Origin of the sequence: Capnocytophaga sp. G2 (genome assembly GCF_035282625.1) — a bacterium.
Lineage (GTDB): Bacteria > Bacteroidota > Bacteroidia > Flavobacteriales > Flavobacteriaceae > Capnocytophaga.
In genome coordinates, this window is the sequence record NZ_JAYKBU010000003.1 from 148015 (window position 1) to 172147 (window position 24133).

Annotated in this window: 27 protein-coding genes; 13 read left to right on the forward strand and 14 right to left on the reverse strand. The window is 34.1% G+C overall.

All coding sequences use genetic code 11. The features are described 5' to 3' along the window. Positions 1–3 precede the first annotated feature (3 nt). Positions 4–747 (reverse strand): tRNA pseudouridine(38-40) synthase TruA, encoded by a 744-nt coding sequence (gene truA / locus VJJ03_RS03165; RefSeq protein WP_323973784.1) that lies wholly within the window; start codon positions 745–747, stop codon positions 4–6. Positions 748–768: 21 nt separating this feature from the next. Then, positions 769–1392: an L-threonylcarbamoyladenylate synthase gene (locus tag VJJ03_RS03170; RefSeq protein WP_323973786.1), complete on the reverse strand. Its 624-nt coding sequence runs from the start codon at positions 1390–1392 to the stop codon at positions 769–771. A 216-nt stretch (positions 1393–1608) separates the two neighbouring features. Between VJJ03_RS03170 and prfB the strand changes: the two genes are divergently transcribed. From prfB to VJJ03_RS03195, 5 genes are all read left to right on the forward strand, one after another. Then, positions 1609–2712 carry a peptide chain release factor 2 gene (gene prfB, locus VJJ03_RS03175; RefSeq protein ID WP_323973788.1) on the forward strand — a complete coding sequence of 368 codons (1104 nt, stop codon included), beginning with the start codon at positions 1609–1611 and terminating at the stop codon, positions 2710–2712. A gap of 51 nt (positions 2713–2763) precedes the next feature. Further along, entirely contained in the window at positions 2764–5283 is a 2520-nt protein-coding gene (topA, locus tag VJJ03_RS03180; protein ID WP_323973790.1) for a type I DNA topoisomerase, read from the forward strand. 386 nt (positions 5284–5669) lie between these two features. After that, entirely contained in the window at positions 5670–5978 is a 309-nt protein-coding gene (locus VJJ03_RS03185) for a hypothetical protein (RefSeq protein WP_009745738.1), read from the forward strand. A 46-nt stretch (positions 5979–6024) separates the two neighbouring features. After that, a complete protein-coding gene (locus VJJ03_RS03190) occupies positions 6025–7023 on the forward strand; it encodes a hypothetical protein (protein WP_323973792.1) in 999 nt (332 codons plus the stop codon). Between the two features lie 9 nt (positions 7024–7032). Continuing rightward, on the forward strand, positions 7033–7674 hold the full coding sequence (locus VJJ03_RS03195; RefSeq protein ID WP_323973794.1) for a hypothetical protein: 642 nt from the start codon (positions 7033–7035) through the stop codon (positions 7672–7674). Positions 7675–7917: 243 nt separating this feature from the next. On the opposite strand, the gene miaA is transcribed toward VJJ03_RS03195, so the two are convergent. Then, entirely contained in the window at positions 7918–8823 is a 906-nt protein-coding gene (gene miaA / locus VJJ03_RS03200) for a tRNA (adenosine(37)-N6)-dimethylallyltransferase MiaA (RefSeq protein WP_323973796.1), read from the reverse strand. 66 nt (positions 8824–8889) lie between these two features. Here miaA and VJJ03_RS03205 point away from each other — a divergent pair, with 66 nt between their 5' ends. Together VJJ03_RS03205 and VJJ03_RS03210 are read left to right on the forward strand one after the other, a co-directional pair. Further along, the gene (locus VJJ03_RS03205; RefSeq protein WP_009745742.1) at positions 8890–9756 is read left to right on the forward strand and encodes a CPBP family intramembrane glutamic endopeptidase; all 867 of its coding nucleotides are present in this window, start codon (positions 8890–8892) and stop codon (positions 9754–9756) included. 8 nt (positions 9757–9764) lie between these two features. Then, on the forward strand, positions 9765–10844 hold the full coding sequence (locus VJJ03_RS03210; RefSeq protein ID WP_323973798.1) for an AMP-binding protein: 1080 nt from the start codon (positions 9765–9767) through the stop codon (positions 10842–10844). A 13-nt stretch (positions 10845–10857) separates the two neighbouring features. On the opposite strand, the gene VJJ03_RS03215 is transcribed toward VJJ03_RS03210, so the two are convergent. The 3 genes from VJJ03_RS03215 to VJJ03_RS03225 form a co-directional block, all read right to left on the reverse strand. Next, positions 10858–11754 carry a cation diffusion facilitator family transporter gene (locus tag VJJ03_RS03215; RefSeq protein WP_323973800.1) on the reverse strand — a complete coding sequence of 299 codons (897 nt, stop codon included), beginning with the start codon at positions 11752–11754 and terminating at the stop codon, positions 10858–10860. 608 nt (positions 11755–12362) lie between these two features. Continuing rightward, positions 12363–13142 (reverse strand): TerC family protein, encoded by a 780-nt coding sequence (locus VJJ03_RS03220; protein ID WP_416377842.1) that lies wholly within the window; start codon positions 13140–13142, stop codon positions 12363–12365. 54 nt (positions 13143–13196) lie between these two features. Then, positions 13197–13622 (reverse strand): helix-turn-helix domain-containing protein, encoded by a 426-nt coding sequence (locus VJJ03_RS03225; protein WP_009745747.1) that lies wholly within the window; start codon positions 13620–13622, stop codon positions 13197–13199. Positions 13623–13755: 133 nt separating this feature from the next. Here VJJ03_RS03225 and VJJ03_RS03230 point away from each other — a divergent pair, with 133 nt between their 5' ends. Beyond that, positions 13756–14835, forward strand: coding sequence for a M14 family zinc carboxypeptidase (locus VJJ03_RS03230; RefSeq protein ID WP_323973802.1), 1080 nt, complete (start codon positions 13756–13758; stop codon positions 14833–14835). Positions 14836–14900: 65 nt separating this feature from the next. Beyond that, positions 14901–15383 carry an Lrp/AsnC family transcriptional regulator gene (locus VJJ03_RS03235; RefSeq protein WP_040358054.1) on the forward strand — a complete coding sequence of 161 codons (483 nt, stop codon included), beginning with the start codon at positions 14901–14903 and terminating at the stop codon, positions 15381–15383. A 185-nt stretch (positions 15384–15568) separates the two neighbouring features. Here VJJ03_RS03235 and hemA read toward each other — a convergent pair whose 3' ends face one another. Continuing rightward, positions 15569–16807 (reverse strand): glutamyl-tRNA reductase, encoded by a 1239-nt coding sequence (gene hemA, locus VJJ03_RS03240; RefSeq protein WP_323973803.1) that lies wholly within the window; start codon positions 16805–16807, stop codon positions 15569–15571. A 197-nt stretch (positions 16808–17004) separates the two neighbouring features. Here hemA and VJJ03_RS03245 point away from each other — a divergent pair, with 197 nt between their 5' ends. The 4 genes from VJJ03_RS03245 to VJJ03_RS03260 all read left to right on the forward strand — a co-directional run bounded on the left by VJJ03_RS03245 (position 17005) and on the right by VJJ03_RS03260 (position 19766). After that, positions 17005–17895, forward strand: coding sequence for an AraC family transcriptional regulator (locus tag VJJ03_RS03245; RefSeq protein ID WP_323973805.1), 891 nt, complete (start codon positions 17005–17007; stop codon positions 17893–17895). Then, positions 17892–18746, forward strand: a complete 855-nt coding sequence (locus VJJ03_RS03250) for an NADAR family protein (protein WP_323973808.1) — start codon at positions 17892–17894, stop codon at positions 18744–18746. The genes VJJ03_RS03245 and VJJ03_RS03250 overlap by 4 nt, the downstream gene beginning before the upstream one ends. A gap of 61 nt (positions 18747–18807) precedes the next feature. Further along, the gene (locus VJJ03_RS03255; RefSeq protein WP_323973810.1) at positions 18808–19212 is read left to right on the forward strand and encodes a DoxX family protein; all 405 of its coding nucleotides are present in this window, start codon (positions 18808–18810) and stop codon (positions 19210–19212) included. Positions 19213–19292: 80 nt separating this feature from the next. Then, a complete protein-coding gene (locus VJJ03_RS03260) occupies positions 19293–19766 on the forward strand; it encodes a DinB family protein (RefSeq protein ID WP_323973812.1) in 474 nt (157 codons plus the stop codon). Between the two features lie 181 nt (positions 19767–19947). Here VJJ03_RS03260 and VJJ03_RS03265 read toward each other — a convergent pair whose 3' ends face one another. The 7 genes from VJJ03_RS03265 to VJJ03_RS03295 all read right to left on the reverse strand — a co-directional run bounded on the left by VJJ03_RS03265 (position 19948) and on the right by VJJ03_RS03295 (position 23546). Next, positions 19948–20181, reverse strand: coding sequence for a hypothetical protein (locus tag VJJ03_RS03265; RefSeq protein ID WP_323973814.1), 234 nt, complete (start codon positions 20179–20181; stop codon positions 19948–19950). Positions 20182–20451: 270 nt separating this feature from the next. Beyond that, on the reverse strand, positions 20452–21234 hold the full coding sequence (locus VJJ03_RS03270) for a hypothetical protein (protein ID WP_323973816.1): 783 nt from the start codon (positions 21232–21234) through the stop codon (positions 20452–20454). Further along, complete coding sequence (locus VJJ03_RS03275; RefSeq protein WP_323973818.1) at positions 21231–21500, reverse strand: hypothetical protein; 270 nt, start codon at positions 21498–21500, stop codon at positions 21231–21233. Before VJJ03_RS03275 ends, VJJ03_RS03270 begins: the two co-directional genes overlap by 4 nt. Further along, on the reverse strand, positions 21475–22251 hold the full coding sequence (locus VJJ03_RS03280) for a hypothetical protein (protein ID WP_323973821.1): 777 nt from the start codon (positions 22249–22251) through the stop codon (positions 21475–21477). The genes VJJ03_RS03275 and VJJ03_RS03280 overlap by 26 nt, the downstream gene beginning before the upstream one ends. Next, positions 22248–22526: a hypothetical protein gene (locus VJJ03_RS03285; protein ID WP_323973823.1), complete on the reverse strand. Its 279-nt coding sequence runs from the start codon at positions 22524–22526 to the stop codon at positions 22248–22250. Before VJJ03_RS03285 ends, VJJ03_RS03280 begins: the two co-directional genes overlap by 4 nt. Next, the gene (locus tag VJJ03_RS03290; RefSeq protein ID WP_323973825.1) at positions 22492–23268 is read right to left on the reverse strand and encodes a hypothetical protein; all 777 of its coding nucleotides are present in this window, start codon (positions 23266–23268) and stop codon (positions 22492–22494) included. The genes VJJ03_RS03285 and VJJ03_RS03290 overlap by 35 nt, the downstream gene beginning before the upstream one ends. Continuing rightward, positions 23265–23546: a hypothetical protein gene (locus tag VJJ03_RS03295; RefSeq protein ID WP_323973827.1), complete on the reverse strand. Its 282-nt coding sequence runs from the start codon at positions 23544–23546 to the stop codon at positions 23265–23267. Before VJJ03_RS03295 ends, VJJ03_RS03290 begins: the two co-directional genes overlap by 4 nt. Positions 23547–24133: the final 587 nt, after the last annotated feature.

The following is a 24133-nucleotide window of genomic DNA, read 5'->3' on the forward strand; positions in this document are numbered from 1 at the left end:
GCTTTAGGTTAGAAAAATTTCTTTAGGATATACTACTTTTTCTAAGAAGAGTGCATGTCCAGGTACAGAATATCCTGCTTGGGAACGATTCTTACTTAGCAAAATTTGCTCAAAATTACTTAAGGATATTTTCCCTATACCTACCTCTATCATAGTCCCTACTATTGCCCGTACCATGTTACGCAAAAACCTATCTGCTGTAATCCTGAAAATAAGTAAGCTATCCTCTTCTCTCCAAAATGCTTCTGTAAGATGACAAATATACGTCCTTACATCGGTATTTGTTTTTGAAAAACATTGAAAATCATTATGTCTCAGAAGTATTTCACAAGCCCTATTCATTTGGCTTATAGCAAGAGGCTGATATACATAGTAACTTTGTTCATATAGGAAAGGATTTTTCTCCCGTGAGATAAAGTATTGATAGGTACGAGAGAGGGCGTCAAAGCGAGCGTGAGCCGTGTCCTTCATCGGGAAAATACCTTTGATAGCAATCGTCTTAGGCAGAAAAGAATTAAGCTTGTTCACTAAATTCTCAGGTAAGGGAAGAGAAAAGTCAAAATGAGCAAAATAATCCCTTGCATGCACTCCTGTATCGGTACGTCCTGCTCCTACTAAAGTAATCTCTTCATGAAGCAATAGAGATATAGCTCTTTCCAATTCCTCTTGTACAGAAAGGGAATGGGGTTGCTTCTGCCAACCAAAGTAATTTTTTCCATTATAAGATAGTTCTATAAAAAAGCGCACTATGATGTATTTCTTTTATGATTAGAAGAGTCCTTCTATACTGCCCTTTCCCTCACGGATAAGTTCTGGTACCCCAGTGGAGAGGTCTATTACAGTGGAAGCTACATTATCTCCATACCCACCGTCTATGACCATATCCACCTTATCTTGCCATTTCTCAAAGATGAGCTCAGGATCAGTGGTGTACTCAATTACTTCATCTTCATCATAGATAGAGGAAGAGACAATGGGATTGCCTAATTTTTTCACTAAAATCCGTGCAATATTATTGTCGGGCACTCGAATCCCTACTGTTTTCTTCTTCTTGAATTCCTTAGGAAGGTTTGTATTACCTGGTAAAATGAAAGTATAAGCCCCTGGAAGAGCCCTTTTCAGTATTTTGAAAGTAGCCGTGTCTATCTGTTTTACATAATCCGAAAGGTTACTCAAATCCGCACATACAAATGAGAAGTTAGCCTTTTCCAATTTTATTCCTTTTAGTTGTGCAATACGCTCTAAGGCTTTGCTATGGGTAATATCACACCCTAAACCATACACAGTATCAGTAGGATAGATAATCACTCCCCCTTCTCGCAAGCAGTCCACTACTTTTTGAATTTCTCGTTCATTGGGATTCTCAGGATATATTTTGATGAATTTAGCCATTTTTTACTACAGATTTTAATAGGCAAAAATACGATAATATTCTTATCTGCCAAAAAAATATGATTGATATATGAAGATTATATTTTATATTTATCTATTTGATTGTCAAAATATTAGAAATATTTTTAATTTTATTTAGAAAGATTTAGGTAAAAAAATAATATTCTCCCTAAAAATAATAGATAAAAAGTCGTACTTTTGCCGAAATTTTCGTGAATGATAACCATAGAGCAGTTAAGAGAACTTAGCCAGCGGGTAGAGAACTTAGAGAAGTACCTCCAAATTGACAAAAAAAAAATAGAAATTGCCAATGAGGAGGAAAAAACATTAGCACCAGGTTTCTGGGATAACCCAAAACAAGCGCAAATAGTAGTTCAAAAACTTCAATCTCAAAAAAAATGGGTAATCGATTATGAAAAATTAGCTGAAATGCTGGAAGAACTCCAAGTTATGTTGGATTTCTATAAGGAAAATGCTATTTCTGCTGAGGAAGTAGAAGCATTTTATGCTAAAACACTTACTCATATTGAGAATTTAGAGTTTCGCAATATGCTTTCCGATGAAGGAGATGCTCTTAGTGCAGTTTTACAGATTACGGCAGGAGCAGGAGGAACAGAAAGTTGTGATTGGGCTTCTATGCTTATGCGTATGTATATCATGTGGGCAAATAGACAAGGTTTCTCTGTAAAGGAACTTAACTATCAGGAAGGTGATGTGGCTGGAGTAAAGACGGTTACCCTTGAAATAGATGGTGAATTTGCTTTTGGCTACCTCAAAGGGGAGAATGGGGTACATCGCCTTGTACGGATCTCGCCCTTTGATAGTAATGCCAAGCGGCATACTTCTTTTGCTTCTGTATATGTGTACCCCTTAGCCGATGATACCATTGAAATAGAGATAAATCCAGCCGATATTTCTTTTGAAACCATGCGTTCCAGTGGAGCAGGTGGACAGAATGTCAACAAGGTAGAGACGGCAGTGCGCCTCCGTCACCATCCTACGGGAATTATTATTGAAAACTCTGAGACACGTAGCCAGCTGGATAATAAGAACAAAGCCTTGCAGTTGCTCAAGTCACAACTCTACGAAATGGAACTCAAGAAGCGACAGGCTAAGCGTGATGAAATTGAGGCTAACAAAATGAAAATAGAATGGGGTAGTCAAATTCGTAATTATGTGATGCAACCCTATAAGCTCGTCAAAGATGTCCGTACAAACTATGAAACAACTAATGTGGATGCGGTGATGAATGGCGAAATAGATGATTTCTTAAAAGCATACTTGATGCTTATGGGACAACAAAATAATGATAAAGATTAATCATTATCATTGGGCATTAATCATTACTTTTTTACTTTAATATTAATTCGAATGGCAAAAAATTTAGTAATTGTAGAGTCTCCTGCCAAGGCGAAAACTATTGAGAAATTTCTGGGAAATGATTACAAAGTTTTGTCCAGTTATGGACATATTGCTGACCTTCCGGACAAGGAACTGGGGGTGGATGTTCAGCATGGATTTAAGCCTCACTACCTTATCTCATCGGATAAGAAAACCCTTGTAAAAACACTCAAAGAAGAAGTGAAAAAGGTGGACACCGTTTGGCTGGCTTCCGATGAAGACCGTGAGGGAGAAGCAATCGCATGGCACTTAGCTGAAGAACTCAAATTACCTAAGGAGAAAACAAAGCGTATTGTCTTCAATTCCATTACTAAATCCGCCATTGACCATGCTATAAAAAATCCCCGTGGAATAGACTATAATTTAGTTAATGCCCAACAAGCACGTAGGGTGCTTGACCGATTAGTAGGGTATGAACTATCTCCTGTATTATGGAAAAAAATACGTAAGGGGCTATCGGCTGGACGTGTACAGTCCGTTTCTGTACGACTTATCGTAGAGCGCGAACGGGAGATACAGGACTTCAAAACAGAAGCCTCCTATAAGGTAACTGCTGAGTTCCTTAACAAGGAGGGAAAACTCATCAAGACCCATATCAATAAGTCTTTCCCTACCCAAGAGGCTGCTAGAGATTTCTTAGAGCAAAATATAGGGGCTACTTTCTCAGTTACTCATCTGGAAACCAAGCCTACTAAGAGAACTCCTGCACCTCCCTTCACTACCTCCACTCTTCAGCAGGAGGCATCCCGCAAGCTCCGCTTCTCAGTATCCAAAACGATGCAAATAGCGCAACGCCTTTATGAATCAGGGCTTATTACCTATATGCGTACCGATAGCGTAAACCTTTCTCCAGAGGCGCTCGGTGCTGCAAAGAAAGAAATAGAGAAGTCCTACGGACAAGCATATAGCAAAACACGCCAATATACCTCTCATTCCAAAGGAGCTCAGGAGGCTCATGAAGCTATCCGCCCTACCGATATGGCAGTACATACCATTAAGGCAGAAAATGATCAAATGCGCTTATATGAACTTATATGGAAGCGAACTATTGCCTCCCAAATGAGTGATGCGCTTGTAGAACGCACTCAGTTAAAAATCAATGCTAATACCCATTCGGAGCCCTTTGTAGCTACTGGAGAAGTGATTACCTTTGATGGCTTCTTGAAGGTGTATCTCGAAGGCAAAGATGACGAAGAAGAAGAAAACGAGGGAATGTTACCTTCTTTAAAAATTGGAGAACATCTTGATAATAAGAATATTATTGCTACCCAACGCTTCTTAAGACCTCCTTTACGATATACAGAAGCCTCCTTGGTGAAAAAATTGGAGGAATTAGGAATTGGGAGACCTTCCACTTATGCTGCTACTATTTCCACTATACAAAACCGTGGCTATGTAGAGCGTAGTAACTTTGAAGGAGAAAGCCGTACCTATCTACAATTATCCTTAGTAAAAGGTGAAGTGAAAGAAAAGAAACTTACTGAAAAAGTGGGAGCAGACAAAGGAAAACTCATTCCTACTAATATAGGAATGGTGGTGAATGACTTCCTTATAGCTCACTTTGACAATATTGTAGATTATAACTTTACCGCCAAGGTGGAAGAGGAGTTTGATGACATCGCCTCTGGTAAAGAGGATTGGTCAAAGATGGTCGGGCGATTTTATGATGCTTTTCACCCAACGGTTACCGATGTAGAACAGAATGCAGTACGGGAAACAGGAGAACGTGTTTTAGGAACTGACCCAGCTACTGGGAAGCCTGTAAGTGCTCGCTTAGGTCGTTATGGAGCTATGGTACAGATAGGCACTGTAGAGGACGAAGAGAAACCTCGCTTTGCTAGCCTGCTTCCCAATCAGTCCATAGATACGATTACCTTTGAGGAAGCTATGAAGCTCTTTGAGCTCCCTCGCAAGTTGGGCGTATTCCAAGGCAAGGAAGTGGAATCCAATATTGGGCGCTTTGGTCCTTATATCCGCTTTGGAGAATCCTTTATTTCCTTAGATAAGTCCTTGGATGTATTCTCCGTTACTTTTGAACAGGCAAAAGAGGTGATCGAGCAAAAACAAAAAGCGGATGCTCCTATCTCAGTATATGATGGCAAGGAAGTAACCAAGGGAGTAGGACGTTTTGGTCCCTTTATCAAATGGAATAATATGTTTATCAGTGTCAGTAAGAAATATGACTTTGACAATCTTTCCCCGAGTGATATAACCACCCTTATTGAAGAAAAGCTAAAGAAAGAATCCGAGAAGGTGGTCAAAGAATGGACATCCGAGGGAATTCGTATAGAAAAAGCCCGCTGGGGACGCTATCACCTCGTCAAAGGAAAAACTAAAGTAGAGCTCAGCAAGGATACCAATATAGAAGCCTTTACTTTAGAAGAAGCCCAAGCACTCTTGGTCCCTAAGGAGAAGCCTAAGAAGGCTACCAAAAAAACATCCGTTAAGACAACGACTAAGACAGCTACCCGAAAAACTATTAAGAAATAAGAAATGATTTGAAAATTTAACAAATAGAATTAATATACTTTCATAATTTTTTATTACCTTTGCAGAGGATTAGAAATAAATAAATTATGAATATTTTAAGAACGCAACGCAACGCAACGCAACGCAACGCCAGCCCTTATTGTGTCTTAGCTTAAGCGATTTATATATAAAAATATTTCAGAAAAGCAAGCCTGCTTACGAAATTTTTTCGTGAGTAGGTTTGCTTTTTTGTCTTTGTTAAAATAACAAGTCGGTCGTAGCTTGACCACTTAGCACTCTAATTTTGCACTCAGAAATAGAAACAGCTATCCGAAGGGCTGTGTTTTTAGAAGGCGAAACCCGAAAAGCCTGTAATAGAGTAAGGGAGAAATTTAAATTTTAAAAAAATGGCAATTTCAAACATTGAACTAAAAAACAAAATGTATTATGTGTATGATGAAAAGCAAAAAGAAATTACACATAATTGGGAGAATACTCTTGGAGAACTAAAGGGGTTTAGTTCTGAACTTGTTGTCTTCTATAGAAACAAAATGTTCTATATTTATGATGAGAAGTTAAAAGAAATCTCCCATAATTGGGAAAACTCTTTAGGTGAATTTAGAAATGTAGCAGGGAAGACAATTACATTTGTAAGGAATAAAATGATGTATGTCTATGATGAGAAACTTAAAGAACTTTCTCATAAATGGTTGTAAAAATAAGTAGGGGCATTATTACCCCTACTTTTAAAACTTTATAATAATGAAAAAAGAATTTTTTAAAAGTAAATTACTCATTGCATTGGCTATTCTATTAGCTATTTCACTAAGTATATTCATATTTAGTATTATCTATGAAGGAGAAATGTCTAAGTTAGTTGAGAATATCAACAATTCTGCTATAGGGGCAATCTTTACAGCTATTATCACTGTTTTCCTTCTACAAGGACAAACCGCCAGTGAAGAAGATAAGGAAAGAAATGTAAAAGTTTTTGAGAAGAAATCCGAACTTTTCAATAACTTTATAGAAGAACTATGGAGGATATGGGATGATAGGTATATTTCTATGGAAGAACTCAATGAATTACTTAAATTGGTAGCCAAGGATATTATCCCTTATGCCAAACCAGAGAGTTCTGAAAGCATTTTACGATCACTTAACAACATTGCTATAGAAGCTCAAAAACAACAAAATAGCAAGGAAAGCAAAGTACAAGTTCAAACCTACTTGTATAGTATTATCAATATTTTAGCCAAAGAAATAGGTTTAGGAGGAGCCATAGAAAAGCAAGTCGCCCTTGAACTCAACAAACTTGAAGAACATATTCTACCTTACCTTAATAGAAAATCATATATTCAGAAAATCAAAGACTTAGTTCAGGAAAGATTAGGAAAGAATCTCACTGATTTTATAGAAGAAGATGGAATATTATGGTGGCGAGTAAAAGGAGAAGAAACAGGTATGTGGCTCAGAGTAGGGGATACCAATAATAATGGATCAACCTATATCACCTATTGGTCTGACTTCTACAATAATCGCCAATATGCCCCTTATCGTTATGCTCAAAAAGGAGCATCAAAAGATTGGATACAAGGCTGTAAACTAATTGACAGCTTTGATTATAATTTACTGAGAAAAGGCGAAGAACTTAACCAAGAAAGTATAGAAACTCTTGTTAATGAAATTATTAATTTTCATGAAGGTGGGCTAATTAATGGCAAAACAATCGATGAAATTATAGAAGAGTGCAATTCCAAATGATGTAGAAATATGACAACTAATTTAAAAAATGTATTCTTCATTCCTTATATAGGTGATAAATACGAAGAAGGATACCATGGTAAAAAAGTATTAGTATTAGGGGAGAGCCATTATTGTGCAGATGATGAGGGGAATACAAGTATTAAGGACTATCCTGAGTGGGAGAGTCTTACCAATGAGGTAATAGAAAATTTTAAAGAATATCAGCGAGGTAATAAGGAACATAGTAATTGGATGCGTACTTTTACCAAATTCGCCAAAGCTTTCAATAATGGAGACTTGTCTGCTGAGCAAATTATAGATTTTTGGGAGCACGTGGCCTTTTATAATTATGTACAGATACCTATGGTTGCACCTCGTCAATCTCCCACTGAAGAACAATTTGCCAAATCAGAAAAAGCATTTTGGGAAATATTGGAGACTTATCAGCCAGATATAATCACAGTATGGGGGCAAAGACTTTGGACAAAATTACCTTATACAGGAGAATATCTTCCTAAAGAAAATACACTAATAAATAAAGGGAAAGGTTTGTACTACTATAAAGTGAAGGACAAAAAGATTCCAGCTATGTATATTACCCATCCTTCTGCTTCTAGTTTCCATTATCAAACAGTATATAATGAACTTAAAGAGTGTTTTTCCTTATAATATATATCTACTTAATAAGAAATCCTAAGTAGCCACCATCCCTACAAAATACTAACGAATTTTGTGTTATAGCCTTTGTAGGGGTGCTTTTTCTATGAAAATTGAACCTATTAAATTAGTTAGATTTCGACAATAAAACAAATATATTGCCAAAATCTAATATATTAAAATAGAACAATAGCCAAGAAGTCCATAAAGGAATGAATACATTCCTAAATTCTATTTCTATAAACAATTCAAAACTTATAACTCAGAACTCCTTTCAATGTAGTCTATAATATTTCTTCTATCTTCTTTGTAGTCAAACCATTGTATATCGTTAGATTTCTTAAACCAAGTGAGTTGCCGCTTGGCAAAGCGACGAGTATTCATCTTGGCATTCTCTATGGCTTCGGTTAGGGAGATTTTGCCCTCCCAAAAGTCAAAGAATTCTCGGTAGCCTACCGTTTGTAGGGCGTTGAGGTGGCGGTAGGGGAGTAGGCACTCTATCTCTTGAAGGAGACCTGCCTCAAGCATCACCTCCATACGCTGGTTGATACGGTCGTAAATCGCTTCCCGATCGGCTCTGAGACCTATGGTGATAGGAGTAAAGGGGCGATAAATGATTTTCTGTTGAAGGTAGTAGGAGTAAGGGTGGTCACTGCTAAGGCATACTTCCAAGGCACGTATGATACGCTGTGGGTTTTGTAAATCAACTTTATTATAATAGGTGGGGTCTAACTCTCTGAGATGCTGTTGTAGAGCGGTGATCCCTTCTTCTCGGTACAGTTGATTGAGCTGTTCACGAACCCCTTCCCTTGTAGGGGGAAAATTGTCTAAACCCTTGAGTATGGAATCGTTATACAGGCCACTGCCACCCACCATGATAATTATGTTTTTTTTACTAAAAAGGTTGGTAATCAAGGCTATTGCTTCTCGCTCAAAGTCGCCCACGGAATAGGGGTCAAAGATACTCTTATGTTGGATAAAGTGATGAGGAACTGCTGATAACTCCTCTTGGGAAGGGACGGCAGTACCTATACACATTTCCTTATAGAACTGGCGAGAGTCGCAGGAGATAATCTCAGTATTAAAATATTGGGCTAAGGCAATGGCTAAAGATGTTTTCCCTATGGCAGTAGTACCTACTATATTGATTAAGAAATTCATGACTCAATTCTTCTCTACTTCAGGTATTTTTCGTAATTTTGCAAAAGTATAATTTTTTTAGGAAATATGTATATTAAAAATGGTTTTTTTGTCAAGAATAAATGGTTTTATTTTATCCCGATATCTTTATTTTTGTTATTGAATATTAATGCTTTTTTCTCTCCACAACCCGATTATAGTGCTCTTGTAGCGCAAGTGGGAGAATTGCCTTTCTTCACAATGAATGTAGCATTGTTCTTACTCTTTTTTACGCTCCTTTTCTTTATAGTTAGGGTCATACATAATCAACCTATTGTCCAGTTCACTACCGGACGAAAGAAAATAGATTTTAAAAGAATCCTTTTTAGCTTTTCCTTGTGGGGAGGGATAATTGTTCTACAGACCCTCTTGAGCTACTGGATTTTTCCTTCTGATTATCAATGGAATTTTGAGCCTATACCTTTCTTTACTTTAGTTCTTATTTCTTTGCTTTTTATCCCTTTTCAAGCAGGTTTTGAGGAATACTTTTTTAGAGGATATTTTCTTCAAGCAATGGCTATTGTAAGTAGAAACAAAGGGATACCTCTTCTATTTAGCTCCATTTTCTTTGGCTTGGTACATGTGGCTAATCCTGAAATAGGTAAAATGGGCTATGGTTTTTTATTATTCTACATTAGTTTAGGGCTATTTTTAGGAATACTTACCTTGATGGACGATGGCTTAGAACTCTCTTTAGGCTTCCATATTGCTAATAATTTCTTTATTTCCTTTCTGACCACTTCCTCATGGAGTGTATTTCAAACGCCTTCATTACTTAAAGAGGTATCCGAACCTGAAATCACAGGACTTTATCTGCTTTCCTTCTTTCTACCTTTGTTATTATTGTTGTATATTTTTGCCAAGAAATATCATTGGACAGACTGGAAATCACGTCTTTTTGGAAAAATTGATTAAATATTGAAATGAATTCATTCATAATAAATCATTTGCATAAGGCTACAAAGATAAATGATATTCCTTGTAAAGAGCAAGGAATAAGAGAAATAATTACTTTATTTTCAGAAAGTAAAGAAGTGCATTTGCAAAAAGCAGCTATTTTCCTTACTCAATGGTTCGATGAATATGATCACATAGAGTTACAAACCTCTGGTACTACGGGAATTCCTAAGAAAATACAAGTTAAGAAAAAGTATATGGTTCACTCTGCTATGCTTACAGGAGATTTTCTTTGCTTAAAAGCCGGAGATACTGCTTTATGTGTACTTCCTACTGATTATATTGCTGGAAAAATGATGATAGTCAGAGCCTTAGTGTTGGGGCTTTCTTTGCATATAATGCCACCAAGTAGTACTCCTTTTGCCTCTGCTGTAGGGAGTTATGATTTTGTAGCCCTAACTCCTATGCAAGCTATAAAATCCTTGAGTGAACTATACCGAGCCAGAAAGATTATCTTAGGAGGAGCTCCTATTTCTTTAGAAATGGAAAAAGCATTCCAAGAGGTACCTTCTAAAATATATGCTACTTATGGAATGACGGAAACAGTTTCTCATATAGCCTTACGAACCATTAGTCCCAGAAAAGAACATAGTTCCTTTTACACTACATTAGGAAAAATAACCGTATCCCAGGATAAGAATCATTGCTTGGTCATAGATTGTCCAGAGGTGTCTGATAAGCAAATAAGGACTCATGATGTAGTTATTCTTCATGGGAATAAATCCTTCCAATGGAAAGGTCGCTTGGATAATATCATTAACTCAGGAGGAATAAAGATTTTTCCAGAAGGAGTAGAAAGCAAGCTATCTTCATTTATCTCAGACAGATTTTTTATATGGAAAGAGCCAGATGAGTTGTTAGGTGAAAAGGTAGTCCTTTTTGTAGAAGGTAAGGAAGAAGATTATCCTAATTTGCTTAGTAATTTACAAAAAGAGCTTATATTTTCAAAGTATGAACTTCCTAAAAAGATATATTTCCTCCCTCAATTTAAGCTTACTTCCTCCGATAAGATTCAAAGAGAAGCTACTGCTAAGTTAGTTTTGTAGAGGAGTATTATGCTTAAATATTCTTACATTTAAGACAAATATCTCTATAATCAGGTTCTACATGAATAAGTATAGAAGTGAGAGAAGGAATCCTCTTCTGTAAAGTATCCTTGAAGGTATGGGCTATATCATGTCCTTCTTTTACTGTAATCTTTCCATTGACAATGATATGGATATCTACACAATAGGACATCCCTGCTTTCCTAATATGACATTTTTCCACTGCCATAACTCCTGAAATATCCTTGGCAATCTCCTTAATTCTTAAGGATAGCCCCTCATAAACGTCTTCATCCAAAATTTCACCAAGAGCTGGACGGAAAATCAGATAAGCATTGAAGAGTATAATCCCAGAGGCGAACAGTGCAGCCCAATCGTCAGCCGTTTCAAAACCTTCTCCAAAGAGTAAGGAGATACTAATACCTATAAAAGCAGCTACAGAAGTAATGGCATCAGACCGATGATGCCAAGCGTCTGCTTTAAGGGAAGTGCTCCCTGTAAGTTTACTATTGCTAAGAACTACACGGTAACTGATCTCCTTCCAAAGTATGATGATTCCTAACAATATTAATGTCCATGCCTTAGGACTCTTCTGAGGGGTAAGGATATTTTGGTATCCTTGATAAGCAATCAGTAGGGCAGAGGCAATCAAAAATCCTACAACAAGGAAAGTAATCAAAGGTTCTATTTTCCCATGTCCATAAGGATGATTTTCATCAGCAGGTTTTTCTGCATATTTTAACCCCAAAAATACCAAACTGGAGGAGAAAACATCAGAAACAGACTCTATGCCATCGGCAATTAGGGCATAGGAGTTCCCCAAGATCCCAGCACTAATCTTGATTCCTGCCAATCCTAAATTTCCAAAAATACTAAAGCAAATCGTTTTATAAGGTGATTTTTTTTCCATGAGTCATGTGCTATCCTTCAAGGAAAGAACGCTATAAATTGAATGCAAATATACATAAAAGTTTTCTTTTATTAAATAATTAATTTTAGTTATATATAAATAATTGGTTTATATATATTTATATATTATAGTGTAATGTTTTACATTCATATTATTTACAATTAATTTACTATATAAAATATAAATATACAATCTATATATGTATGTAATATATTGATATTCATTAATATAGTTAATTTTATAAGCTATAAATATAAATATTTAGTTTATAAATTATATTGTATACACTTAATAACCAATTATATAATTAGCAAATTATTAATAAAATTCATTTGAAAAATGGTAATATTTTTATTGAATTTGTAAGTTAATAAGTTTCTATGAAACTGTAAGTTTTCTTTTATTTTTGTTTTACAAAGAAAGGGGGCAAAGGAACAAACGATATCTTAGATATCTAAATCATATATTTTTGGTTTTCTTGGTTATTTAAAGGCAGGAAATTTCAATAGATAATATAATAATAAGTAGTAAGGGCATAACAATAAAAAAACTCCAAAAACAGTTAATTGCATTGGAGTCTTTAATCTTTCTGAATTAATATTGTGAAGTTAAGATTTTTTTCGCATTCGCATATTTAAGAATTCAGTGGCTAAAGAGAAGGCAATAGCAAAGTATAGATATCCTTTAGGGATGGCACCTACTTCCTTTCCAAAAATAATAGCATGAGACAGGTGCATACTCTCTGTAATAAGCATAAAACCTATGAGAATGAGGAAGGAGAGTGCTAATATTTGAATGGATGGATTGTGATTCACAAAATCTCCTACAGGAACAGCAAAGAGCATCATAATACCTACCGAAATAACTACTGCAATAATCATTATTAAAAGAGCTCCTTCTAAACCATTTGTCATTCCCACAGCGGTGAGAATACTATCCAAGGAGAAAATGATATCAATCATAAGAATTTGGAGGATAGTTCCCCAAAAAGAAGTTCTTCTTGACTTCTCAGCCTCATTGGAATCTGTAATGTGTTCTATATGATTTACTTTGGCATGAATCTCTCGGGTTGATTTATACAAAAGAAATAATCCTCCTATAAGTAGAATGATGGCTTGCCCATTAAGAGATACTTTAAACCAGCTATAGTCTACACGAATCCATGGCTCTTTGAGTTGTATTAATAAGGAGATACAGAACAGCAATACTATACGAATAAGCATAGCTAAAAATAATCCAACACGAGTAGCCCTTTTTCTTTGTTGGTCAGGAAGTTTTCCAGTAACAATTGATATAAAAATAATATTGTCAATTCCTAATACTATTTCTAAGAAAACAAGGGTAAGCAATGCTACTAAGGCATCTAAAGTTAATAAATGTTCTATCATAAAAAGTTTACAAATGTAAAATCAATAAAGTTCAATAATTAAAGTACAAATATACTACAAATTTTCAAATATTTCAAAGGATTTGTCAGTATAAAAGAAAATTATTTTCTGGATGCGTTTGGTTATCTTATCAGGAGTAGATGCTTTAATAATTTCTTTATTTTCACGCTTTTTAGAAGAAATTTCGTCCATATTAGGAAAAGGAATTTCTGTGTTTATAAGCGTAGTATTCACTAATTTTTCTTTCTTTTCTTCTTTAGGGAAATTTCCATCTCCATAGAGTAGCCAATATAAGTCCACCTCAGGATATTTATCTATAATTCTAAGTACAAAATCTAGACTAGGTTTGTTTCTTTCTGATAATAGATGAGATATACTTGAACGAGGCACTCCTAAATGATCTGCTAAAGCAGATGCACTTAATTCGTTATATTCCATAAGTCTCTGTAAACGAGCGATAAAATCTTGTTGGTTAAACATAGTCTATAAAGATTAAATTATAATTACAAAAGTAAAACAATTATTTTAAAGATACAAAAATATTTTACAACAATAAACTAATTAGTTTTTACAAAAGTGAATGATATTAATATTACTTTTGTAAAAAAATCAAATGAATTACATTTATACTAAAGATGAGAGAATTACAGGAAAGTATGTTTCCTTCTATCATTTAGAGGAAATCCTTAAGGACTATTCATTTTGGAGAATGTTGGAAGGAACTTCTGAAAATGGGCTTCCTATTCCTTTATATAGGATTGGAGAAGGGAATAAACGTATTTTATTATGGTCACAGATGCATGGAAACGAGAGTACTACCACTCGTGCCTTAGTGGATATATTAAAGCTGTTCTCGGAACAAGGATATTATTTCTCAGATAGTCAGTTATATATTATTCCTATGCTAAATCCTGATGGAGCTAACTTATATACAAGAGAGAATTTCAATAAAGTAGATCTTAACAGAGATGCTATAAATCTTTCACAAAAAGAAAGTCAGTTTCTTAGAAGGATTTTTGAAGAAATAAAGCCTGCTTTCTGTTTTAATTTGCATGATCAACGAACTATTTTTGGAGTAAAGGACAAATCTGCTACTATATCCTTCTTAGCCCCTGCGGTAGATGAATCAAGAAGTATAACAATAATACGAAAAAAAGCAATGGAGGTGATTACAAAAATGAATTGTAATTTACAAAAGTTAATTTGTAATTGTGTAGGTCGTTTTGATGATAGTTTTAATCCCAATTGCACAGGAGATCAATTCTCCCTTTTAGGAACTCCTACGATACTTATTGAATCTGGCTTTTATCCTAATGATTACCTTCGAGAGCAAACCAGAAAATATATTGCTTTATCAATACTAGAAGGACTAAAATACATTAATGATAATAATGTAACAGGGACATTATACCAGGAGTATTTCCAGATTCCTGAGAATCGAAAGAATTTCTGTGATTACTGTATTATAAATGATAAAAACCTGACACAAAGATTTTATATACAATTGGAGGAAACCCTTTATGGGGAGAAAGTTACATTCTCTCCTAAGTTATTAGAAATAGGAAATAAACAGGATTATTATGCTCATCATACTTATATGTTATCAGAAGTATATAATGAAAATAATTGCAATATTGATAATATTATTTCTCATATTTTAGCTTATATTGAAGATGAAGTAAAAAAAATATAATTTTTTTGCTGTTTTTCCTTTTTTATCCCCAAAAAAGTTATACCTTTGCTCCCAAAATTAAAAGTATGGCTGCACGATTTAAGTTAGATGAGATTGATCATAAAATTCTTGATATGCTTATTGAGAATACACGAATGCCTTTCACCGATATAGCCAAAGCTCTGGAAGTATCAGCAGGGACAGTTCATATCCGTGTAAAAAAAATGGAGGAATCAGGCATCATTAAGAGTTCTACACTTACAGTAGATTATGAAAAGATAGGTTACACCTTTGTAGCTTATGTAGGTATTTTCTTAGAAAAGAACCACCAAACACAATTTGTTATAGAACGACTTTCTGAAATTCCTTATATTACTCAAGCAAGTATCATTAGTGGGAAGTATAATATTCTTTGTAAAATACGAGCGAGAGATACTAAACATGCTAAAGAAATTATTTTCCAGATAGATGATATTCAAGGAGTAAGCAGAACTGAGAGTATGATCTCCATGGAGGAAAGCATCAGTGATAAGAAACGCTTATTACATACTGTTTTTAAAGAATTGTAAAATAATAAAGATGAATATTTTATATTTTTTTCCATTGTACAATCACACCAATGGAACTATGATGATTCTACTCTTTGCGTTAGTCTGTCTGATACTCACTTATGCAGTAGTCTCTTTCATTAGCAAAAATCAAAAGAAAAATCGGTAAACTTCTTACCGATTTTTTTATGCTTAAATGATTGGGTTTAAAGTTCAAAAACTTGTTTCATAAGGGAGAGGCTCTCTTCCGGTGAAGCACTTTCTTTTAGATGATTGATAAAGCGAGTAGTAATTTTTTGAATGATTCTATCACTAATAATTTCTGCCTGTTGTTCATTGAAGTCAGGTATCTTTTTTCGTTGAAAATCTATTTCTCCATTTTTTAGTTCCTCTAAGGAGTGTTTGAGCGCTTGAATAGTAGGAGCAAATCGCCTATTCTGTAACCATTGGTCAAACTCTTCTTTAATTTCTTCTATAATCTGCTGAGCTTGAGGAATAAATGCTTTTCTACGTTCCAAAGTATCATCTGTTATCTGAGAGAGGTGGTCCATGTGAATAAGTGTTACTTTATCCATCCTTTGTACCGAATCAGCTACATTTTTGGGAATGGAGAGGTCTAATATGAGTATTTTTCTATCTTTAGGAAGTATTTCCTCAGTAATTGTAGGTGTTTTACTCCCTGTAGCAACTACTAACACATCTGTTTGGGCTAATTCACTCTCCAGAAGAGCATAGTCTTTCACTAAAACATTAAATTTCCCTGCGATTTCCTGTGCTTTTTCCTTAGTTCTATTAATAAGAGTAATGTGTTCGTTATTAGTGTGTTTAATTAAGTTTTCACAAGTATTTCTACCTATTTTTCCAGTACCAAAAAGGAGTATTTTCTTATTGGAAATATCAGTTACATTTTGTAAGATATATTGTACAGAAGCAAAAGATACAGAAGTAGCTCCACTGGAGAGTTCTGTTTCATTCTTGATTCGCTTACTGGCTTGGATCACGCTATTAAGCAAACGTTCTAAGAAAGCATTGATAAGATGATATTGTTTTGCCAGAGAAAAAGATTTCTTCAATTGGCTTATAACTTCAAAATCCCCTAATATTTGACTATCTAAGCCTGTTCCTACATTGAATAAGTGATTAACAGCTTCCTTGTTTTTATAGATGTATCCCACTTTTTCAAAATCCTCAAGAGTTGCTTTGGAATGAGCACATAATTTCTGAATTAATTGAAAGGGATGTTCTGCAAAACCATAGAGTTCTGTACGATTACAGGTAGAAATAATAGCAAGTCCTTCCATTTTTCCTGCTTGAGCTTCTGCAAGGATACTTTCTTGATGCTCGGTATCCAAACTAAAAAGTCCTCGCATATCTGCATCTGCTTTTTTGTAACTAATTCCAATAGTATAAAAATGGGTTTCTTTTTGAATTGTATTTTGAGTCATCTGTTATATCCATAAAAACAAACGCAAAAATAAGGTTATATTCTGAAAAAAAATATCGCTAAAAGTTCTTTTTTTTGCTCTGAAAGTACTATCTTTGCACTTTAATTTATTAATGATTGTAAGTCAGTATTTTACTATTCTTTATCTATCAAAATATAGAAAAAGTCTAAATAAGAAAACGCAAAAAACACCTATCTATGTACACAAAAAATAACGACCAAAGTGCTTCACTTTTTCGAGAAATAGAAGAAGGAATATTTGTCTTACGGAAGGAAAATGAAAGTAATGATTCTCAGATGGTTACCCAAGAAATTAAGCAAAACTTTATTCAATTTCATTTCTGTGATAAGGGAGCGGTAACCTTTGTTTTTCATTCAGGAAATTATTCTATGCTCCTAAAGGAAATGGAAAGTCTTTTATTGTATAATCCTAAGGAAATATTACCCTTACAGGTACGATTGGCACCAGGAACCACTCTTTTTTCGATCTTTATCACTATAGGAAGGTTTCATTCGTTATTTTTAGGAGAATCAGGGATAATTGATTTTCTCTCTCCTATGCGTCAGCATGAGAAATACTATACCTTGGTAGGAATCTCTCCACAGTTGTTCATCATTTTGCACCAGATACGTACTATGCACTTACCTGCAAGTCTCTATTCGCTGTACCTTAGGGCAAAGATATATGAGCTGTTGAGCCTGTATTTTAATAAAGGACAAGAGACTGAGACAGAGGCTTGTCCTTTTCTCTCCAGTGAGGAGAATGTACAGAAGATTCGACAGGCTAAGGAGCTACTCCTTAGGCACATGACCTCACCACCTTCCTTGCAAGAACTCTCAGAGGAGGTGGGATTGCCCCTAAAGAAGCTCAAAAGTGGTTTTAAGCAGATCTATGGGGAGTCCGTCTATGGCTTTCTCTTTGATTACAAAATGGAGCTGGCACGTAAATGGCTCACTACCGAACAATACAATGTCAATGAACTATCCTTGAAACTCGGCTATAGTATGCCCAGTCATTTTATAGCTGCCTTTAAAAAGAAATTTGGGACTACCCCTAAGAAATATGTACTTACTAAAAATACACAATGATGAAACCTAATTTTAAACTTATGCCACCACAGTGGATTGAATACCCTGAATTTACTGAGTTCTCTATGGGCTGGCGTATGGGGGGTGGTGAGGACTACCGTTATCAGTTTTGGGATTGGTACGAAGCACTTACCTCTGCACAACAACAGGAATATCAACGACTATTTCCGTATCCTTGCTTTTGGCACTGCAACAATTGGGCTGTAAATGATAAGGATTTGAAAGACAGACATCCTAATGAAGAGGATTATTACTACGAAGGGATTCCTTTTTGGCAGCCTAAAGGGGCTTATAAATACTCTAAAGCAACGTTTATCAACTCGGCTAAGAAGCTCAAGTTTGTCTTCTTTTGGAAGCCTAATTGCGAGGTAGTAGATGAATCTTGTTTTTCGCAATGGCAACCTTCATCTTTTTGTATAGATGGAGATGAATATTCTTGTACTGAGCAGTATATGATGACTCAGAAAGCCTGTTTGTTTGAAGATGAAGAGATAGCGAAAGAGATCATGAACACTTCTGATCCTAAACTCATGAAAGCATTGGGCAGAAGAGTACGTAATTTTGACTCTGAAGTATGGGACAAGGTCAAATATAGTATTGTGCTTAATGGAAATTACTACAAATTTACGCAAAACAAGGCTATGATGAACTTTCTGCTCTCTACGGGTGATAAAATATTGGTAGAAGCCAGCCCATTAGACACTATTTGGGGGATAGGCTTAGGCAAAGACAATGAAAAGGCACAAAATATCAGCACATGGCGTGGTAAAAACCTTTTGGGTTTTGCCCTAATGGAGGTAAGGGAGGAGATCAGGAAACTCTATCAAAATGTACATTTGTTAAAGAAATAGAAAAAATTCTCTACTATTTGAAAAAAAACTATTTTTGCGCCGAATTTTAAATATAACAACAATGAAGAATAAAGATTTAGGTCTGCTGATCATTCGCCTTTCTATAGGGCTTTTGATGATTCCTCACGGGATAAACAAACTTATCCATGCAGAGGCTTTTGGATACATTGTATCTCTTTTAGAAAAGAAACACCTACCTACATTTATCGCTTATGGGGTTTTCTTAGGAGAAATCTTAGCCCCTTTATTGGTAGCTATAGGCTATAGAACCCGCTTGGCAGCTTTTGTAATGGTGGGTACGGGTTGCTTTGTACTACTCTTAGCTTATTCAGAAGTGCTTTTGGAACTTACTCCACACGGAGGCTGGGCTCCTGAACTTCCTGCCTTGTTCCTATTTCCAACCTTAGCACTGATTTTTACAGGTGGTGGTAAGTATGCCGTTTCTACTCGTAACAAATGGGACTAATCTAATAATTAATGCCAACAATGATTAATACTCTGAACCACTAAATAGAATTACTGATATACAAATAAATACAAATAAACATGAAAGAATTGCTTACTTCTGAGGCACTGCATACCAATTTCAAAGATGTACGTGCTTTGACCCGTAAGGTCATTGAGGCTTTTTCTGAAAAAGATCTCTTTACTTTTAATATTGCTAACCTACGTCCATTTTCTGCTATGGTAGAAGAATTTATTGCAATAACAGATGGTATATTTGGCGAAATACTCCCTGAAAAACATCATAAATTTTTGGAAGAAGGAAAGTTTCCTACTCAGAAATCCGATCTGTTGGCTTTATGGGATAAGGTTACCGCTCAGATAGACAAAGAATGGAAAGAGATAAGGGATTTTACCCAACCTATAACGCTGTATCAAATGACTTTTAGCTTTACTCAGTGGATTCTCTATGCCATAGAAAACGAAAGTCACCATAGAGGACAGGGATATACTTATCTTAGAGCCTTGCACATAGAGCCACCTTTCTTCTGGGGAAGGGAGAGTTTCCAAAAATGATAAATTATAGCTTCATCAAGATTATTTTTTATAGTAATAAGACCTTTTTCTTTATTTGTACAAGATAAAGTTACGACAACATCTTTTTTCTCTTGGTTGTTGGAGGCTCTATTCTCAGGAAAAGAACACTTTAAAAGTAATACAAATAGGATAAGGAAATTCAATATTTTGCTCATAGTCCCTAAATGATTACACAATTATTATCCGTTACATTAAGCATTTTAGCAATGTTCTGTCTGATTTTTTCAAAGTGAATTTTCTTAGGTTTATCGGAAGGGTCATTCATTATACCTTTGTGTGCTCTACCGCTCCCATATCTTCTCCCATCAACTGTAAAATATTCATCTTTATTTCCTATCATATGTCCAAACTCATGAGTAATATCTTCTCTATCATAAGTTCCCCAATTTTGCATACTTGTAGTGCCTCCTGAACCATATGTCCCTTGAGAATTGTTCCCATCGGGAATAATTATGTAATGAGCCGTACTTTCTTCACTCCATCTTAGATTAAAATTAATATCATAGATTTCAGTAACACCGTTGTTGATTATTTTTATTTTTGCAATCCCATTCCATTTCCTCTCTATTAAATCTTTCCATCGTTGTCTTACGGCTTCCGAGGCAAAACTTCGTGTGCAGCAGTTTGCTCACCAGCATTAGAAGCTGCCAACTCAAAAATTATATCACGGCTCTGTAAAGATATAATCAAGTCCTTCATCCTCTTCACCAAACGCTGCTCTATATCTTTTTGCGTACTCTTGTTTTGAAATCTGTTTTCCAGAAATTGCATCTATAAAATAATATAGATCACAATTTCTTTCTGAACAAACTATCAGATGATCCTTTTCTCTTTTTTGTTTTTCTTTTTTTGCTAATTCTATATATTTCTCTTTTTTTGCTAATTCTATATATTTCTCTAAACATTTATCTTCTGGGTAACCATCTTTTATGATAGCAACCCACATATTCATTTTTTCTACATAATTTAATCGAAATCCAAAATAATTTGTTCCTCTAATATCAACAATTCTACCTTTTCCAGTTTTAAGGTTGATATGTCCTTTCTTTTCCAAGAATTGTAAAATATAAGGATATTTAATTTTCTTGAATTTCTTATCTTCATCTACAATTCTTTTAACGCCTTTTTTATTGTAATAAACAGATTTTCCGATAAGTACATTTTCTCCTATAAAATGCTTGATGCTTTTAATTTTTCCATTCGGATAATAATCTTTACGGCGTGTTATAAAAGAAGGGGAGGGCAAACTTTCCTCTATATACCCCCCTTCTTCTTTGTTAAAACTAATCTTATAAAGAATACAACCATCTGTTTTTAAATACTGATGTCTGTAAATATCAGCATTTTTTCCAAGATTCTTATATAATTCAAAATCAAACGTTTCATTTTTAGGTTGTGCTATTACATAGGAAGCATACAAATATAGTAATACTAAAAATACTCTCATAATTGCTCATTAATTATTCTATTTAATATTTCTTTTATTGCGGGGTTTATTAATTTCCATTGCCATTGATAGAGAGCAACTCCTTTGTTTAGATAATCCATCACATTATCTGTTTGTTGCCCTTCATAAATAAAGTCATCACTATTCTTTTCAAAAGTATGATCTAACCCAATACTGTGCAAAACTTCGTGTGCAGCAGTTTGCTCATCAGCATTAGAAGCTGCCAACTCAAAAATTATATCACGGCTCTGTAAAGATATAATCAAGGTTTTTATAATTCTCCCCAAATGCTGCTCTATATCTTTTTGCGTACTCTTGTTTTGAAATCTGTTTTCCAGAAATTGCATCTATAAAATAATATAGATCACAATTTCTTTCTGGATATGAACAATCTAGATGACTATCCTCTTCTTTTTTTTGTTTTTCTTTTTTTTGTTTTTCTTTTTTTGCTAATTCTATATATTTCTCTAAACATTTATCTTCTGGGTAACCACCTTTTATCACAACTTTCCACGCATTCATTTTTTCTACATAATATAATTGAAATCCAAAATAATTTGTTCCTTTAATATCAACAATTCTACCTTTTCCAGTTTTAAGGTTGATATGTCCTTTCTTTTCCAAGAATTGTAAAATATAAGGATATTTAATTTTCTTGAATTTCTTATCTTCATCTACAATTCTTTTAACGCCTTTTTTATTGTAATAAACAGATTTTCCGATAAGTACATTTTCTCCTATAAAATGCTTGATGCTTTTAATTTTTCCATTCGGATAATAATCTTTACGGCGTGTTATAAAAGAAGGGGAGGGCAAACTTTCCTCTATATATCCCCCTTCTTCTTTGTCAAAATATATATCATAAACTCTGCACCCTTCTTTCATATATATATCTCTCAATAATACCCCTGTTTTATGTTCAAGCTCTTTAGCGAGCTTAAAATCAAACGTTTCATTTTTAGGTTGTGCTATTACATAGGAAGCATACAAATATAGTAATACTAAAAATACTCTCATAATTGCTCATTAATTATTCTATTTAATATTTCTTTTATTGCGGGGTTTATTAATTTCCATTGCCATTGATAGAGAGCAACTCCTTTGTTTAGATAATCCATCACATTATCTGTTTCTTCCCCTTGATAAATAAAGTCATCACTATTCTTTTCAAAAGTATGATCTAACCCAATACTGTGCAAAACTTCGTGTGCAGCAGTTTGCTCACCAGCATTAGAAGCTGCCAACTCAAAAATTATATCACGGCTCTGTAAAGATATAATCAAGTCTTTCATCCTCTTCACCAAACGCTGCTCTATATCTTTTTGCGTACTCTTGTTTTGAAATCTGTTTTCCAGAAATTGCATCTATAAAATAATGTAGATCACAATTTCTTTCTGGATATGAACAATCTAGATGACTATCCTCTTCTTTTTTTTGTTTTTCTTTTTTTTGTTTTTCTTTTTTTGCTAATTCTATATATTTCTCTAAACATTTATCTTCTGGGTAACCGCCTTTTATGATAGCCTCCCACATATTCATTTCTTCTACATAATATAATTGAAATCCAAAATAATTTGTTCCTTTAATATCAACAATTCTACCTTTTCCCGTTTTAAGGTTGATATGCCCTTTCTTTTCCAAGAATTGTAAAATATAAGGATATTTAATTTTCTTGAATTTCTTATCTTCATCTACAATTCTTTTAACGCCTTTTTTATTGTAATAAACAGATTTTCCGATAAGTACATTTTCTCCTATAAAATGCTTGATGCTTTTAATTTTTCCATTCGGATAATAATCTTTACGGCGTGTTATAAAAGAAGGGGAGGGCAAACTTTCCTCTATATACCCCCCTTCTTCTTTGTCAAAACTAATCTTATAAAGAATACAACCATCTGTTTTTAAATACTGATGTCTGTAAATATCAGCATTTTTTCCAAGATTCTTATATAATTCAAAATCAAACGTTTCATTTTTAGGTTGTGCTATTACATAGGAAGCATACAAATATAGTAATACTAAAAATACTCTCATAATTGCTCATTAATTATTCTATTTAATATTTCTTTTATTGCGGGGTTTATTAATTTCCATTGCCATTGATAGAGAGCAACTCCTTCGTTTAGATAATCCATCACATTATCTGTTTCTTCCCCTTTATAGATGAAGTCATCACTATTCTTTTCAAAAGTATGATCTAACCCAATACTGTGCAAAACTTCGTGTGCAGCAGTTTGCTCACCAGCGTTTAAGAAGCAAAAAGAGTGATTATTCCTAACATCTGTGAAACCCTTATATTTTTCTGATTTCACTCCTACAAGAAAAAATACTACTTAATATACCCATAATAATAACTATTTTAATAACTTTATACATATTTTTATTTCTAATTACTCAATTGTTGGTTATAACTTAATTTGAAATTACTAATTTCTATGTAAGGAATCTCGCGATACTCTTTATTTATTGTTAATTTATAATCATTTAATATTTTTTCATCTACTTTTGTTATGCCTTAAGTTCTATAATTACCTATAATAATCTGCATTTATTTTTTTTGAAGAAAAATATCCTTCTCTTTTAACCATATATACTCATTACAATTAGTTATTTTTCCTGTATTGGCATTTATCCAAACACCAAAAACGGCTACCTTTTTCTCAATCAAATTATGAAAAGAATATACATAATGATCATCAACAATTAAGGTTGGAGAAAGAAAAGTTTCATCATAATTTAAATCCTTACTTTTTTTTCTATCATATAAATATTTGACATATAGGTCATTAGATTTTTTAATGCTAATTTTATATTTTTTTTCTTGAAGCTGTTTAAACTTTTTTTAGAGAAGTAAAAGTTCCCGAAAATTAGTAATTTTGTGTTTGAAAAAAAAGAACAC

What these genes read in the sequence shown, in the direction of transcription:
- VJJ03_RS03195 (WP_323973794.1), top strand. Translation starts at nt 7,033, where the DNA reads ATGACAACTAATTTAAAAAATGTATTCTTCATTCCTTATATAGGTGAT.
- VJJ03_RS03265 (WP_323973814.1), bottom strand. Translation starts at nt 20,181, where the DNA reads ATGCAAAATTGGGGAACTTATGATAGAGAAGATATTACTCATGAGTTT.
- VJJ03_RS03255 (WP_323973810.1), top strand. Translation starts at nt 18,808, where the DNA reads ATGAAGAATAAAGATTTAGGTCTGCTGATCATTCGCCTTTCTATAGGG.
- VJJ03_RS03185 (WP_009745738.1), top strand. Translation starts at nt 5,670, where the DNA reads ATGGCAATTTCAAACATTGAACTAAAAAACAAAATGTATTATGTGTAT.
- VJJ03_RS03270 (WP_323973816.1), bottom strand. Translation starts at nt 21,234, where the DNA reads ATGAGAGTATTTTTAGTATTACTATATTTGTATGCTTCCTATGTAATA.
- VJJ03_RS03250 (WP_323973808.1), top strand. Translation starts at nt 17,892, where the DNA reads ATGATGAAACCTAATTTTAAACTTATGCCACCACAGTGGATTGAATAC.
- VJJ03_RS03190 (WP_323973792.1), top strand. Translation starts at nt 6,025, where the DNA reads ATGAAAAAAGAATTTTTTAAAAGTAAATTACTCATTGCATTGGCTATT.
- VJJ03_RS03210 (WP_323973798.1), top strand. Translation starts at nt 9,765, where the DNA reads ATGAATTCATTCATAATAAATCATTTGCATAAGGCTACAAAGATAAAT.
- hemA (WP_323973803.1), bottom strand. Translation starts at nt 16,807, where the DNA reads ATGACTCAAAATACAATTCAAAAAGAAACCCATTTTTATACTATTGGA.
- miaA (WP_323973796.1), bottom strand. Translation starts at nt 8,823, where the DNA reads ATGAATTTCTTAATCAATATAGTAGGTACTACTGCCATAGGGAAAACA.
- prfB (WP_323973788.1), top strand. Translation starts at nt 1,609, where the DNA reads ATGATAACCATAGAGCAGTTAAGAGAACTTAGCCAGCGGGTAGAGAAC.
- VJJ03_RS03225 (WP_009745747.1), bottom strand. Translation starts at nt 13,622, where the DNA reads ATGTTTAACCAACAAGATTTTATCGCTCGTTTACAGAGACTTATGGAA.
- VJJ03_RS03235 (WP_040358054.1), top strand. Translation starts at nt 14,901, where the DNA reads ATGGCTGCACGATTTAAGTTAGATGAGATTGATCATAAAATTCTTGAT.
- VJJ03_RS03245 (WP_323973805.1), top strand. Translation starts at nt 17,005, where the DNA reads ATGTACACAAAAAATAACGACCAAAGTGCTTCACTTTTTCGAGAAATA.
- VJJ03_RS03290 (WP_323973825.1), bottom strand. Translation starts at nt 23,268, where the DNA reads ATGAGAGTATTTTTAGTATTACTATATTTGTATGCTTCCTATGTAATA.
- topA (WP_323973790.1), top strand. Translation starts at nt 2,764, where the DNA reads ATGGCAAAAAATTTAGTAATTGTAGAGTCTCCTGCCAAGGCGAAAACT.
- VJJ03_RS03220 (WP_416377842.1), bottom strand. Translation starts at nt 13,142, where the DNA reads ATGATAGAACATTTATTAACTTTAGATGCCTTAGTAGCATTGCTTACC.
- VJJ03_RS03205 (WP_009745742.1), top strand. Translation starts at nt 8,890, where the DNA reads ATGTATATTAAAAATGGTTTTTTTGTCAAGAATAAATGGTTTTATTTT.
- VJJ03_RS03170 (WP_323973786.1), bottom strand. Translation starts at nt 1,392, where the DNA reads ATGGCTAAATTCATCAAAATATATCCTGAGAATCCCAATGAACGAGAA.
- VJJ03_RS03285 (WP_323973823.1), bottom strand. Translation starts at nt 22,526, where the DNA reads ATGAAAGACTTGATTATATCTTTACAGAGCCGTGATATAATTTTTGAG.
- VJJ03_RS03260 (WP_323973812.1), top strand. Translation starts at nt 19,293, where the DNA reads ATGAAAGAATTGCTTACTTCTGAGGCACTGCATACCAATTTCAAAGAT.
- VJJ03_RS03230 (WP_323973802.1), top strand. Translation starts at nt 13,756, where the DNA reads ATGAATTACATTTATACTAAAGATGAGAGAATTACAGGAAAGTATGTT.
- VJJ03_RS03215 (WP_323973800.1), bottom strand. Translation starts at nt 11,754, where the DNA reads ATGGAAAAAAAATCACCTTATAAAACGATTTGCTTTAGTATTTTTGGA.
- VJJ03_RS03280 (WP_323973821.1), bottom strand. Translation starts at nt 22,251, where the DNA reads ATGAGAGTATTTTTAGTATTACTATATTTGTATGCTTCCTATGTAATA.